The organism is Bradyrhizobium ottawaense, from assembly GCF_900099825.1.
GTDB lineage: Bacteria > Pseudomonadota > Alphaproteobacteria > Rhizobiales > Xanthobacteraceae > Bradyrhizobium > Bradyrhizobium ottawaense_A.
Genome location: NZ_LT629693.1, coordinates 4,881,191 through 4,893,589, shown reverse-complemented (window position 1 = coordinate 4,893,589; position 12,399 = coordinate 4,881,191). Strand labels below are relative to the sequence as shown.

11 protein-coding genes are annotated in these 12,399 nt (G+C 62.6%); 7 read left to right on the top strand and 4 right to left on the bottom strand.

Going from position 1 to position 12,399, the window contains the following annotated elements; all coding sequences use genetic code 11:
• Positions 1 to 39: 39 nt before the first annotated feature.
• From BLR13_RS42605 to BLR13_RS22820, 3 genes are all read right to left on the bottom strand, one after another.
• Positions 40 to 582, bottom strand: a complete 543-nt coding sequence (locus BLR13_RS42605) for a hypothetical protein (RefSeq protein WP_074819339.1) — start codon at positions 580 to 582, stop codon at positions 40 to 42.
• Positions 583 to 824: 242 nt separating this feature from the next.
• Positions 825 to 1,475 (bottom strand): 3-oxoacid CoA-transferase subunit B, encoded by a 651-nt coding sequence (locus BLR13_RS22825; RefSeq protein ID WP_074819341.1) that lies wholly within the window; start codon positions 1,473 to 1,475, stop codon positions 825 to 827.
• Positions 1,476 to 1,508: 33 nt separating this feature from the next.
• Positions 1,509 to 2,216, bottom strand: a complete 708-nt coding sequence (locus tag BLR13_RS22820; protein WP_074819344.1) for a CoA transferase subunit A — start codon at positions 2,214 to 2,216, stop codon at positions 1,509 to 1,511.
• 280 nt (positions 2,217 to 2,496) lie between these two features.
• Between BLR13_RS22820 and BLR13_RS22810 the strand changes: the two genes are divergently transcribed.
• The 4 genes from BLR13_RS22810 (at position 2,497) to BLR13_RS22795 (ending at position 8,285) form a co-directional block, all read left to right on the top strand.
• Positions 2,497 to 4,419: an AsmA family protein gene (locus BLR13_RS22810; protein WP_074831207.1), complete on the top strand. Its 1,923-nt coding sequence runs from the start codon at positions 2,497 to 2,499 to the stop codon at positions 4,417 to 4,419.
• Between the two features lie 114 nt (positions 4,420 to 4,533).
• Positions 4,534 to 6,891: an Orn/Lys/Arg decarboxylase N-terminal domain-containing protein gene (locus BLR13_RS22805; protein ID WP_074819349.1), complete on the top strand. Its 2,358-nt coding sequence runs from the start codon at positions 4,534 to 4,536 to the stop codon at positions 6,889 to 6,891.
• Positions 6,892 to 6,901: 10 nt separating this feature from the next.
• A complete protein-coding gene (locus BLR13_RS22800; protein ID WP_074819350.1) occupies positions 6,902 to 7,462 on the top strand; it encodes a GNAT family N-acetyltransferase in 561 nt (186 codons plus the stop codon).
• Positions 7,463 to 7,478: 16 nt separating this feature from the next.
• Positions 7,479 to 8,285, top strand: coding sequence for an RMD1 family protein (locus BLR13_RS22795; protein ID WP_074819352.1), 807 nt, complete (start codon positions 7,479 to 7,481; stop codon positions 8,283 to 8,285).
• 121 nt (positions 8,286 to 8,406) lie between these two features.
• Here the strand turns inward: BLR13_RS22795 and BLR13_RS22790 are convergent, their stop codons facing one another.
• Complete coding sequence (locus tag BLR13_RS22790) at positions 8,407 to 8,691, bottom strand: hypothetical protein (RefSeq protein ID WP_074819355.1); 285 nt, start codon at positions 8,689 to 8,691, stop codon at positions 8,407 to 8,409.
• A 382-nt stretch (positions 8,692 to 9,073) separates the two neighbouring features.
• Here BLR13_RS22790 and BLR13_RS22785 point away from each other — a divergent pair, with 382 nt between their 5' ends.
• The 3 genes from BLR13_RS22785 (at position 9,074) to BLR13_RS22775 (ending at position 12,389) form a co-directional block, all read left to right on the top strand.
• Entirely contained in the window at positions 9,074 to 10,459 is a 1,386-nt protein-coding gene (locus BLR13_RS22785) for an ABC transporter substrate-binding protein (protein WP_074819357.1), read from the top strand.
• Between the two features lie 212 nt (positions 10,460 to 10,671).
• On the top strand, positions 10,672 to 11,541 hold the full coding sequence (locus BLR13_RS22780; RefSeq protein ID WP_074819359.1) for a carbohydrate ABC transporter permease: 870 nt from the start codon (positions 10,672 to 10,674) through the stop codon (positions 11,539 to 11,541).
• Positions 11,538 to 12,389 (top strand): carbohydrate ABC transporter permease, encoded by an 852-nt coding sequence (locus BLR13_RS22775; protein WP_074819361.1) that lies wholly within the window; start codon positions 11,538 to 11,540, stop codon positions 12,387 to 12,389. The genes BLR13_RS22780 and BLR13_RS22775 overlap by 4 nt, the downstream gene beginning before the upstream one ends.
• The last annotated feature ends 10 nt before the right edge of the window (positions 12,390 to 12,399 follow it).

The following is a 12,399-nucleotide window of genomic DNA, read 5'->3' as shown; positions in this document are numbered from 1 at the left end:
ACATAAGCCACGCCCATCGCACAGCGCTGGGCTGAACCGTCAGGCTGCGCGCGGATTAACGACCGTATATCCGCGAAGCGAGCGCGCGTGTATCCGCGTCGTGTGGCCGCCAGAGTTGGCATCGTATGCCATCCAGGTATCACCTGCGACATGCTGCTCTAAAACGAATACATGCCCGTGTCGTGCCGCAACCATGCCTGGGGCAGGAGCGGTTCGAGGAAAGCGAAGCCAGTTAGCCGCCAGGTTCAATTCCGGAACGATCCGGCCGAAAACGCGTAAGGAAGCACCGCAACCGCAGAAAGATCGAGGGCAGCCGGAAGGACGACGACCGCTGACGGTCCGTGCGCTCGCAACATCGCCTTGCGCAACGTCTTGCCGACCGTAATCGAGGCGACTTTGCTGCAAAACGCGACGATGTTGCTGTGCTTGTACGAAGGATTGATTGGTTTGCGATGTTGAAAAATCGCAAGGCATCGTGACGTTGCAGCCGGGCGCCTGGCTCATCGTTCGGAACGAACGCGCTTCCGAAGCGGTTGAAGTGAGAGCAAGGAACGCCAACGCAACGTATACATATTTAAGCATAGAGGGCTCCGGTTTAGCACCTGCCCTCAGCCCAGAAATCCCTAGATATTTGACCAAATTGCGGTAATGCGCGGGCAACTCAGTGGCGGCCGCGCTTGGGCGGAACGAACCACCGCCTACCGATTAGAGGCTGCCGCCCGCCGGGGCGGGCCACGCTGCGATGACAGAATGTTGCGGACGATAAAGCTTGCGTCTTCGGCGCGCGCGGGGCGTATCGTCGGAAACGACCGCCCCATGGCCGCTTACGCGTTCTTCAGCGCCACCCGAAACTCGGCTTCGGTCTTGGACTTCACTTCGTCGAGCGTGACGCCGTCGGCGAGCTCGATCAGCGCCATGCCGTCCTTGCCGTGCTTGTCGATGGTGAAGACGGCGAGATCCGTCACCACCATGTCGACGACCTTCTCGCCGGTCAGCGGCAGGTTGCACTTCTTCAGCAGCTTGGCGCCGTCCTTGGCGGAGTGCTCCATGACAACGACGACGCGCTTGACGCCGGCGACGAGATCCATCGCGCCGCCCATGCCCTTGACCATCTTGCCGGGGATCATCCAGTTGGCGAGGTCGCCGTTCTGCGCCACCTGCATCGCGCCGAGGATCGACAGATCGATATGGCCGCCGCGCACCATGGCGAAGGATTCGGCCGAGGAGAAATAGCTGGTGTCGGGCAATTCGCTGACTGTCTGCTTGCCGGCGTTGATCAGGTCGGCGTCTTCCTCGCCCTCGTAGGGGAACGGTCCCATGCCGAGCATGCCGTTCTCGCTCTGCAGCGAGACGTCGATGCCATCGGGGATGTAGTTCGAGACCAGCGTCGGGATGCCGATGCCGAGATTGACGTAATAACCGTCGCGCAACTCCTTGGCGGCACGAGCGGCCATCTGTTCACGGGTCCAGGCCATGAGGCTCTCCTGCTTCTGGTTTTGCGTTGATGCTTATGCGGCGGGGCGCGGGCGGGTATTGCGGAACTCGATGCGCTTCTTGCCGGTGCCGACGTCGACGATGCGCTGGACGAAAATGCCGGGCGTATGGATGTGGTCGGGATCGATCTCGCCGGCCGGCACCAGGTGCTCGACCTCGGCGATGGTGACCTTCGCAGCCGTTGCCATCATCGGGTTAAAGTTGCGCGCGGTCTTGCGATAGACGAGGTTGCCGGCGGTGTCGCCCTTCCAGGCATGCACGATCGCGAGGTCGGCAAACAGGCCCCGCTCCATGATGTACTTCTCGCCGTCGAATTCCTTTACTTCCTTGCCTTCGGCGATCAGCGTGCCGACGCCGGTCTTGGTGTAGAAGGCCGGAATGCCGGCGCCGCCGGCGCGGATGCGCTCGGCCAGGGTGCCCTGCGGATTGAATTCGAGTTCCAGTTCGCCGGCGAGGTATTGTTGCGCGAACAGCTTGTTTTCGCCGACATAGGACGAGATCATCTTCTTGATCTGCCGCGTCTCCAGGAGCCGGCTGAGGCCGATGCCGTCGACGCCGGCATTGTTGGAGATCACCGTCAGGTTCTTGACGCCGGAATCGCGAATCGCGTCCGACAGGGTCTCGGCAATGCCGCACAGACCGAAACCGCCCGACATGATCATCATGCCGTCCTTGAGAACGCCGTCGAGAGCCGATTTGGCGTCGGGGTAAACCTTTTTCATGGAAATTATGACCTGATGGAGGGGGTGGCCTGAGGCCCGCGTTGATCCCGGGATTATTAGGCGAATTCTTCGCGGTGCGTCAATGACGGGGGATTTTGCCCCTCCACCCCTACCCCGGGGTGCGGGATGGCCTTGAAGATGGCCTTGAAAGCGTCAAGAAAAGCCTTCAAGTTGTGTGGGTTGGCACCGGCACTCACACATGCGCCGCCTGCCCCATCAACCCTGACCTCAATACCGCAAGCCGACTTCGGTTTAGCCAGACCCGGATATGTCATTGACGATGGCCCAAGGAATGAAGCGCCTCGCGGTGCCGATTGCGGCGCTGCTCGGCGTGGCCATGATCGGCCTGATCGGGACGTCGTGGTTCCTCAACCGGGACGCGTTGCGCCAGGCGGTCGAGGCGCAGATCCGCGCCGTCACCGGCCTCGACCTCGTCGTCAACGGTTCGATCGACGTCTCGGTATTTCCCGGCAGCTATGTCTCGTTCCATGACGTCGGGCTGAAGGGCGGCGGCACCACCGACCCGGCGCTGCGGGTCGACGTGCTGACCGCGAATTTGCGGCTGCTGCCGCTGTTGCTGCGGCGTTTCGAGATCGCCGACGTCATGATGCTGCGGCCGCTGATCCGCGTCGTCAGGGACGGCAATGGCGAGAGCAACTGGACGCCGTTCGTCGAGACCATCGCGCGCACCATGACGCCCGGTGCCGAGAATCAGGTGTCGTTCTCCGAAATCCGGATCCAGGACGGCATGCTCAATTACGAGGACGCCACCAACCATGTTTCCGAACAGCTCGGCGATATCGATCTGTCGCTGGCCTGGCCGTCGATCTCGCGCTCGTTTGCCGCGACCGGGCAATTCGACTGGCGCGGCGAGCGCGTCGACGGCTCGATCAGCGCCAGCGACTTCGTCGCGATGTTGTCGGGCGACCGCTCCGGCCTGAAGGCGCGGCTGGCCTCGGCGCCGCTGAAACTCGCCTTCGACGGCACGGTAGCCAATCGCACCAGCATGATGATGGAAGGCACCGTCACCATCGACAGCCTGTCGTTGCGCAATGCGCTGCGGTGGATGGGACAGTCGGTGCCCGGCGGCGGCGGGTTCGGCCGCTTCGCGCTGAAGGCCCGCGCCAATGTCGTCGGCGCCTCGGTTGCGCTGACCAACGTCAACGTCGAACTCGACAGCAATGTCGCCGAGGGCGTCATGACGGTAACCAACAACGGCCGCCAGACATTGCAGGCGACGCTCGCCGCCGGCGCGCTGGATTTCACGCCCTATATCTCGACCTTCCGGCTGCTCGCCAGCGGCGCCCGCGACTGGAACCGGCAACTCTTCGACCTCAACGCACTGTCCACCACCGACCTCGACATGCGGCTGTCGGCCGCGAAAGTGACGGTTGGCGCGACCAGGCTCGGACGGACGGCGTTCGGCGCCAATTTGCGCGGCGGCGCGCTGGCGCTCTCGGTCGGCGAAGCGCAGGTCTATGGCGGCATCGCCAAGGGCTCGTTCGGCATCGCGCGCTCGGACACGATCGCCGACGTCAAGGCCCAGTTCCAGTTCACCGACGTCGACCTGCAGGCCTGCGCCAGCGAATTGTTCGGGATCAACAAACTGTCCGGCCGCGGCAATCTCAGCGTCTCGCTGGTGGCGTCGGGTACGAGCCCGTTCGGCCTCGCCTCCTCGATCGACGGCTCCGCCACGCTGACCGGCCATGACGGCGCCATCGCGGGCTTCAATGTCGAGCAACTGCTGAAGCGGCTGGAGCGCCGGCCGCTGTCCGGCGGCGGCAATTTCCGCTCCGGCTCGACGCCCTATGACAATCTCACCGTTTCGGTGAAGTTCAACGAAGGCGTCGCCACCGCCGAAGACGTCCGCCTCGAAAGCACAGCAACACGCCTGACCCTGACCGGCACCGCTTCCGTGCCGTCGCGCGAATACGATCTCAAGGGCGTCGCCAGCCTGACCTCGGCGCCGTCAGCCCCGCCCGGCTTCGACCTGCCGTTCGTGGTGCAAGGCCCGTGGGACGACCCGCTGGTGTTTCCCGATCCGGAAAGCCTGATCCGGCGCTCGCCGGGTGCGGCGCAGTTGCTCGATTCGATCAAGGACACCAAGGCCCGCGACGCCGTGAAATCGGTGATCGAACGGTTTACCGGCGGTGGCGCAAGGCCGCCAGCGCCGGCGGCTGCAGAGGGTGGCAAGACGAACTAACGCTGCTGGCCTTCCGAAAAGGTTTTCAGGGCCAGAATGCCTGCAGGCGAGCATGGTCACCCAATTGTCATGTAACGCAGCGAGAGAGTGCACTGAATAACATTTGGTGCATGGATGGACTATTTCAGACGCTTTACCTTCCTGTTCGCGATGCCGACGTTCGACGCCGACGATCTCGAAGGCATCCGCCTCAATCAGATCGTCGATGAGATCGAGCGCTCCGGCTTCGAGGTCGTGAAGGCGCGCAAGCTCGAAGACGCCGAGATCGCGGTTCAGACCGACGCCGCCATCGGCTGCATGGTGGTCGATTGGGGCAAGAAAGGCCTGGAAGGCAAGACCGCGGCGCTGATCAACCTGATGCGCCGCCGCGGGCTGGACTTCCCGATCATCCTCCTGATCCGCCGCAAGCGGTTTGAGGACGTCCCGGTCGAGGTGCTCGACTTCATCGACGGCTATGTCTTCCTGTCCGAGGAAACGCCGCCGTTCATCGCCAAAAATCTCGTCAGCCGCCTGAAGCAGTACGCCGAGACATTGAAGACGCCGTTCTTCGGGGCGCTGGTCGATTATGCCGAGGAAGGCAACCAGCTATGGACCTGCCCGGGACACAATGGCGGGGTGTTCTACAGCCGCAGCCCGATCGGACGGGTGTTCATGGAGCACCTCGGCGAGGCCGTCTTCCGCGACGACATCGACAACTCGGTGCTCGATCTCGGCGACCTCTTGACCCATGAAGGCCCGGCGCTGCAGGCCCAGAAGGAGGCCGCGCAGATTTTTGGCGCGGAAAAAACCTATTTCGTGCTCAACGGCACCTCGACCTCCAACAAGGTCGCGCTGTCGGCGCTGGTGACCGACGGCGACCTGGTGCTGTTCGATCGCAACAACCACAAGGCCGCGTTGCATGGCGCGCTGATGATCAGTGGCGGCGTTCCGATCTACGTTCCGACGGTGCGCAATCCCTGGGGCCTGATCGGCCCGATGAACTGGCAGGCCTTCGAGGAAGACGCACTTCGCGAACGCATCCGCACCAATCCTTTGGTCAAGGATCCCGAGGCGTGGCGCCGGCCGCGCCCGTTCCGGGTCGCCGTGGTCGAACAGTGCACCTATGACGGCACCATCTACTCTGCCGAGATGATCATCAAGCGCATCGGTCATCTCTGCGATTACATCCTGTTCGACGAAGCCTGGGCCGGCTTCATGAAGTTCCATCCGCTCTATGCCGGCCGCTTTGCCATGGGGCTGACCGAACTCGGGCCGGACTCGCCCGGCATCATCGCCACCCAGTCGACGCACAAGCAACTGGCGAGCTTCTCGCAGGCGTCGCAGATCCACATGAAGGATCGCCATATCCGCGGTCAGAAGCGTCGGGTCGAGCATCGGCGCTTCAACGAAAGCTTCATGCAGCACGCCTCGACGTCGCCGTTCTATCCGCTGTTCGCGTCGCTGGACGTCGGCGCGCAGATGATGAAGGGACGCTCCGGCGAAGTGCTGTGGGACGACACGATCAGGCTCGGCATCGAACTGCGCAAGAAGATCCGCGCGGTGCGTCGCGAATTCGAGGAAAAGGAGCCGCGTCCCGAGCGGCGCTGGTTCTTCGAGCCGTTCGTGCCCGAGCGCGTCGAGATTCCCGACGTATCCCGCGAAGGCGCCGTGCACAACGTACCCTGGGAGAGCGTCAGTACCGACCAGCTCGCCACCAATCCCTCCTATTGGCAGTTGGGGCCTGACGTCACCTGGCATGGTTTTCCGGGCATGACGGCCGGTTTCGCCATGACCGACCCGAACAAGCTGACGCTGCTGACGCCGGGTTTTGACCGCGCCTCCGGCGGTTACGCCGAGCACGGCATCCCGGCCCCTGTGGTGGCGCAGTTCCTGCGCGAGAACCGCATCGTCCCGGAAAAGAACGACCTCAACTCCCTGCTCTTCCTGCTCACGCCCGGCGTCGAAGCCAGCAAGGCCGGCACGCTGATCAGCGGGTTGGTCGCCTTCAAGAAATTGCACGACGACAACGCATTGCTCGAGGAGGCGATTCCCGAATTCGCGAGGCGCCGGCCGGCGCGCTATGCCGGCATCCGGCTGCGCGACCTCTGCGCGGACATGCATCGCTTCTTCCGGCAGGCCGATGTCAGCGCCTTGCAGACCAGGCAATTCGCGTCCGAACATCTGCCCGAGATCGCGATCTCTCCCCACGCCGCGGCGCGCGCTCTGGTGCGCAACGACGTCGACTATCTCCCGATCGACGAGATCGCCGGCCGCATCGCGACCACGCCTTTCGTGGTCTATCCGCCCGGCATCGCCACCATCGTGCCGGGCGAGCGGCTCACGGAGCGGGCCCAGCCCATGATCGACTATCTCAGGATGTTCGAGACCTGCTTCAATACGTTTCCGGGCTTCGACGTCGAGATCCAGGGCGTTTACCGCAAGGTGGATGCCAACGGCCGCATCCGGCTTTATACTTACGTGGTCAGCGAATAGCGGGGGACGTATGGAAGCGGAAGCCCGAACGGCAGACGAGCCCGAACAGCCGATCCTGGTGCGGCCGTCGCGCGACACCGATGTCGAGGCCATGCTGGCGATCTATCGCCGCCACATTCGCCAAGGCGTTGAGGAAGGCGTCAGCGACGCCGAGACGCCGCAGCCCGACGACCTGCGCGACCGGCGCAAGAACCTGCGCAGCCGCCGCTTCCCGCATCTGGTGGCGACGCGCGGCGGCGAGGTGGTCGGTTACGCCTATGTGGTGCTGTTTCGCAAGCGGCCGGCCTATCGCTACACGGTCAAACACTCGATCTACGTTCATCACGCGCAGGTCGGCCAGGGCATCGGGCGAATCCTGATGCAGGAACTGATCGACGTCTGCGCCGCGGCGGGCTTTCGGCAAATCATCGGCTATATCGATGCGGACAATGCCGCCTCCCTTGGCCTTCATGCGAGGTTCGGATTCTCCAGGGTAGGTTTGCTGCCCGGTGTCGCCTATCGGCACGGCCGCTGGGCCGATACCATCATGGTTCAGCGCTCGCTCGCGTCAGGCAGCACGACGGCGCCCTGAATGGAAAAATCCTCTAATGGATAAATCTCCGCAACCAGGACGACGCCTTTCGGTCCACGCCCTTCATCTCGGCGACCGGATCAACACGGTCGGCTACGACGGCGAAATACTCTCGGCGGTGCCGCTGGCCGTTCGAAACGGGCAGAGCGGCGTCGCGGTGCTGTTCCGCTATGGCGTCGCCGTCCTGATCGGCTTCACGCCGGAAGAAGAAGCTGCGTTTCTGCGGAAGATATCGACCCGTGTCGTCGGCAGGCTCGGCGTTGCCGAGGAAGAGAATGCGTTCGTCGAGATCGCCGAAGGCGCTGAAGACCAGATCTCCGCGGGCGGCCCGATTGGGCTTGGCGACATGTCGTTGCCGCGCATGCTCATTGTCGCCGACACCCTGGCCAAGAGCGTAGCACTTGCCAGCGACGAGCGCGACGTCACGAAAGTGTTCGGCGTGATCGAACCCTTTGCCGCGGAGCTGGCCGCGCATGGCCGCACCCGCCGCAACCGGACCGAGATTTTGAAGCTGGTCGGTAACGCCCTGCTGGTTCAGCACCGGGTGTCCGGCCGCGTTGCCGTTGCGGAGAAGCCGGACGCACTGTGGGACCGGCCCGATCTGGAACGGCTCTATGCCCGGCTTGAGGACGAGTACGAATTGAAAGAGCGGGTCGAAACCCTCGACCGGAAACTGACCGTGATTGCCGATACCGCGGAGACCTTGGCCGACATCATCGACACACGGCGTTCGCTTCGTCTCGAGATCATCGTGGTCCTGCTGATCGCAATCGAAATCGCGACAAGCTTCTATCAGATCTTCATTGCGCGCGGGACGCATTGAAGGACGCGCTGTGGCCCGCCACCAGCCGCCTCGGCGCCGCTGCGGGGTGGCCCGCGGCTGGCACGAGCGGCACGCCCTAAGGCGTGCCCGTTGTACTTGCTTTGGCAACGCTTCACTGCGGTCAACCCAAACCGATCCGCGTCTTTAGTTCCGGCTTCTGCGCAAGGACGTGGGGCAGCCAGGGAATACAGCGCTCGGCCGTGTCCAGCGCATCGCCGGGCGAGGTGTAGGCAACACCTGAATAGTACTGCACAGGCGTCCACTGCCCGTTATCTTCGGTGTCCCGCCTGAATTCCTCGAATCCGTAACTGCCATCTGCTCTGCGAAAAATATCTACGCATCGGTCGTGCTCGAAGTTTTCGACGCTGACAAAGACGGTCCATGACCTGTCGATGCGGTTTGACATGAAGCTCCCGTGTTGCCTGTCGTCGAAAGCAGATTCTCGACCGCAGCAATGCGGGTATACCCTGCCAAGCCACAGTCGCGGGAGAGCTACATGGATTTCAGCGAATGGATCAAGTCGAAGCGGACCGAATTGTGCATATGGTGCACTTGCACCTAAAGAATACCGGGTAGACTCGTACCCAGATCGGAGGTGCCATTAGAAAGGCATTCCGGGGACGCCAATTGGCGGAACGAATTGTCGGAACCAAAATGGTTGAACCATTTGCCCGATGAGGGCTTGCCCCCTACAGAAGTAGGCAATTCTCCATCTGGATCACGCCGCTTGGTTGCGCTATCTTTTATCCAACCGGTTAAAAACCCGGGCATATCCAAGGGAGGACTACGTGAGATCCAAGGGAATTGGTGCGCTTTCAATCGCGATCGCCGCTGCCGGGCTGTTGTATGCCGCAGCGCCCGCGTTCGCTCAGCAAAAGACGATCACGGTCTGGTTCGGCAAGGGCTTCTACAAGTCCGAGGACGACGCGCTGCTGGAGACGATCAAGAAATTCGAGGCCAAGACCGGCATCAAGGTCGAACTGTCGCAATACGCCATCCAGGACATGATCCCGAAGACGGTGGCGGCGCTGGATTCCGGCACCGTGCCCGATGTCGCCTATTCCGACAGCTACGACGTGCAGGCGCAGGGCAAGTGGGCCTATGAAGGCAAGCTCGAAGACCTCTCCGACATCCTGCTGCCGATGAAGGGGGCGTTCGCGCCGAACACGCTGGAGACGGCGCTGCTCTATAACGACGTCGCCAAGAAGAAGGCCTATTACGGCTTCCCGCTGAAGCAGCAGAGCATGCACGTCCAGATCTGGCAGGACATGCTGGAACAGGCCGGCTTCAAGCAGAGCGACATCCCGACCAAATGGGAAGATTACTGGTCGTTCTGGTGCGACAAGGTGCAGCCCGCGATCCGCAAGGCCACCGGCCAGCGCATCTACGCCGTCGGCCAGCCGATGGGCGTGGAATCCACCGACTCGTTCCAGTCGTTCTACACCTTCATGGACGCCTACAACGTCAAGCTGGTCGACGACGACGGCAAGCTTTTGGTCGACGATCCCAAGGTGCGCGCCAACCTGATCAGCGCGCTGAAGGATTACACCGACACCTATGTCCGCGGCTGCACGCCGCCCTCCTCCACCACCTGGAAGGATCCGGACAACAACGTCGCGTTCCACAACAGAACGATCGTGATGACGCACAACTTCACGATCTCGATCGCGGCAAAGTGGCTCGACGACGCCAACAACCCGGCATTGACCCCGGAACAGCGCGCGGCCGGCAAAAAGGCGTATGAGGAAACCATCATCACCGCCTCGTTCCCCAACAAGCCGGATGGCACACCGATCAAGTACCGTTCCGACGTCAAGACCGGGCTGATCTTCGCAAATGCGAAGAACAAGGCGGAAGGCAAGCAGTTCGTCGCCTTCCTGATGCAGGAAGAAAACCTGCGGCCCTATGTCGAAGGCGCGCTCGGCCGCTGGTTCCCGGTCACGACCGCCAGCCAGGCGAGCCCGTTCTGGCAGGCCGACCGGCATCGCAAGGCGGTCCACGCCCAGTTCACCGGCGGCACCACGCCGTTCGACTTCACCAAGAACTGGAAGTTCACTATCCTGAACAACGAGAACGTCTGGGCCAAGGCGATGAACCGGGTGGTGAGCGAGAAGGTACCGGTCGACAAGGCCGTCGACGAACTGATCGCCCGCCTCAAGCAGGTCGCGGGTTAGGAGTAAGCGATGCCGGCCGCCGCGAAAGTATGTCGTCGTCCCTGCCTAGTGCGCAATTGCGCACGGGAGCAGGGACCCATACTCCGCGGCGGTCGTTATGAAAGATGCTGTTCAACGACCTTGCGCAGCCACAACGGCCTGTGGTTATGGGTCCCTGCTCCCGTGCGCAATTGCGCACTAGGCAGGGACGACATCGTAACTAGAGTAAACACATGGCGATTACACTCTCAGCATCCGACATCCCCAGCCCGCCGCTGTCGGCGCGGATAAGCACGCCGCAGGTCTGGGGCATCGTGCTGCTGACGCCCTACCTGCTGGTGTTCCTGGCCTTCGTGGTCTATCCGGTCTGCTACGGGCTATGGCTGGCGCGGCATCCCGCCAGCTATGTCGCGCTCTATCACGACCCGATCTTCGCGCGCGCCGCGGTCAACACGCTGATCTTCCTGGTCATCGGCATCAACTTCAAGATGCTGGTGGCGCTGTTCCTGTCCGGCTTCTTCGCGCAGCAGCGCCCCTGGATCAAATGGCTGTCGGTGCTGTTCATCCTGCCCTGGGCGGTGCCGTCGATCCCGACCATCCTGTCGGTGCGCTTCATGTTCAATCCGGAATGGGGCGTCATCAACACGCTGATCTTCAAACTCACCGGCGAGGACGGCCCGAACTGGCTGAACGATCCCACGGTGGCGCTGACCATGGCGATCGGCGTCCACATCTGGAAATCGCTGCCGTTCTGGACACTGATCCTGCTGACCGGCCGGCTGGCGATCCCGCACGACCTGTTCGAAGCCGCCGAAGTCGATGGCGCGAGCTGGTGGCAGAAATTCCGCTTCATCACCTGGCCTTCGATGCAGATGCTCTACATCACCTGTACGCTGCTCTCGATGATCTGGACGCTCGGCGACTTCAACAGCGTATACCTGTTGACCGGCGGCGGCCCCGCCGATCTCACCCATGTGCTGGCGACGCTCGGCATCCGCTATCTCCGGCTCGACCAGCTCAGCCTCGCAATGGCGTCGATCGTCTGCGCGCTGCCGTTCGTGCTGCCGCTGATGTATTTCATGATGAAACGGTTGTCGCGATGAAGCTACCAACACTCAGGGAAGTCGGCACCGAGGCGCGCCTGCTGCTGATCGGCATTCCCGTGTTCATCTGGACCATGGTGCCGATCTACCACATGTTCCTGTTCGCGATCTCGCCGAAGGAAGACGCGTTCTCCGGCAAGCTGTGGCCGACGCATCCGACGCTGCACAATTTCCACATCGTGTTCTACCAGGAGCATTACTTCCTCAGGGATTTCTGGATCCAGTTCTGGAATTCGCTGGTCATCGCGGTGTCCGCCGGCGCGCTGACGCTGATCATCGCAACCGCGGCGGCGTTTTCGATCTCGCGGCTGCGCGTGCCCGGCGGCCGCACGGTGATGAACATGGCGCTGTTCACCTACTTCATTCCGGCGGCGTTCCTCGCCGTGCCGATGTACCGCACCATGGGCACTTACGGCCTGCTCAACAATCACTGGTCGCTGATTCTGGCCATGGTGACCATCGCCTCGCCTTACGCGATCTGGGTGCTGAAGCAGGCCTCCGACAAGCTGCCGGTCGAACTCGACGAAGCCGCCACCATGGACGGCGCCACCACGCTGCAACTGTTCCGGCTGGTCTACGTGCCCTTGATGATGCCCTCGCTGGTCGCGGTCGGCACCTACGCGCTGCTGCTGGCGTGGAACGAATATCTCTACGCGTTCCTGCTGCTCTCCAAGGACACCGACATCACGCTTCCGGTCGCGCTGGGCAACTTCCTCGCCGCCGACGACTCGCCCTGGGAACTCTTGATGACCACCGGCTTCATCTACGCGCTGCCGCCGGCCGCGATCTATTACGCCTTCAAGCGCTACATGGTCGGCGGATTGACCGCAGGTGCAGTGAAGTCGTGAAGCTGACATC

Bases quoted from the DNA above. Each gene is read 5' to 3' on its own strand.
- BLR13_RS42605 (WP_074819339.1), bottom strand. From the start codon at position 582: ATGCTTAAATATGTATACGTTGCGTTGGCGTTCCTTGCTCTCACTTCA.
- BLR13_RS22825 (WP_074819341.1), bottom strand. From the start codon at position 1,475: ATGGCCTGGACCCGTGAACAGATGGCCGCTCGTGCCGCCAAGGAGTTG.
- BLR13_RS22820 (WP_074819344.1), bottom strand. From the start codon at position 2,216: ATGAAAAAGGTTTACCCCGACGCCAAATCGGCTCTCGACGGCGTTCTC.
- BLR13_RS22810 (WP_074831207.1), top strand. From the start codon at position 2,497: ATGGCCCAAGGAATGAAGCGCCTCGCGGTGCCGATTGCGGCGCTGCTC.
- BLR13_RS22805 (WP_074819349.1), top strand. From the start codon at position 4,534: ATGGACTATTTCAGACGCTTTACCTTCCTGTTCGCGATGCCGACGTTC.
- BLR13_RS22800 (WP_074819350.1), top strand. From the start codon at position 6,902: ATGGAAGCGGAAGCCCGAACGGCAGACGAGCCCGAACAGCCGATCCTG.
- BLR13_RS22795 (WP_074819352.1), top strand. From the start codon at position 7,479: ATGGATAAATCTCCGCAACCAGGACGACGCCTTTCGGTCCACGCCCTT.
- BLR13_RS22790 (WP_074819355.1), bottom strand. From the start codon at position 8,691: ATGTCAAACCGCATCGACAGGTCATGGACCGTCTTTGTCAGCGTCGAA.
- BLR13_RS22780 (WP_074819359.1), top strand. From the start codon at position 10,672: ATGGCGATTACACTCTCAGCATCCGACATCCCCAGCCCGCCGCTGTCG.
- BLR13_RS22775 (WP_074819361.1), top strand. From the start codon at position 11,538: ATGAAGCTACCAACACTCAGGGAAGTCGGCACCGAGGCGCGCCTGCTG.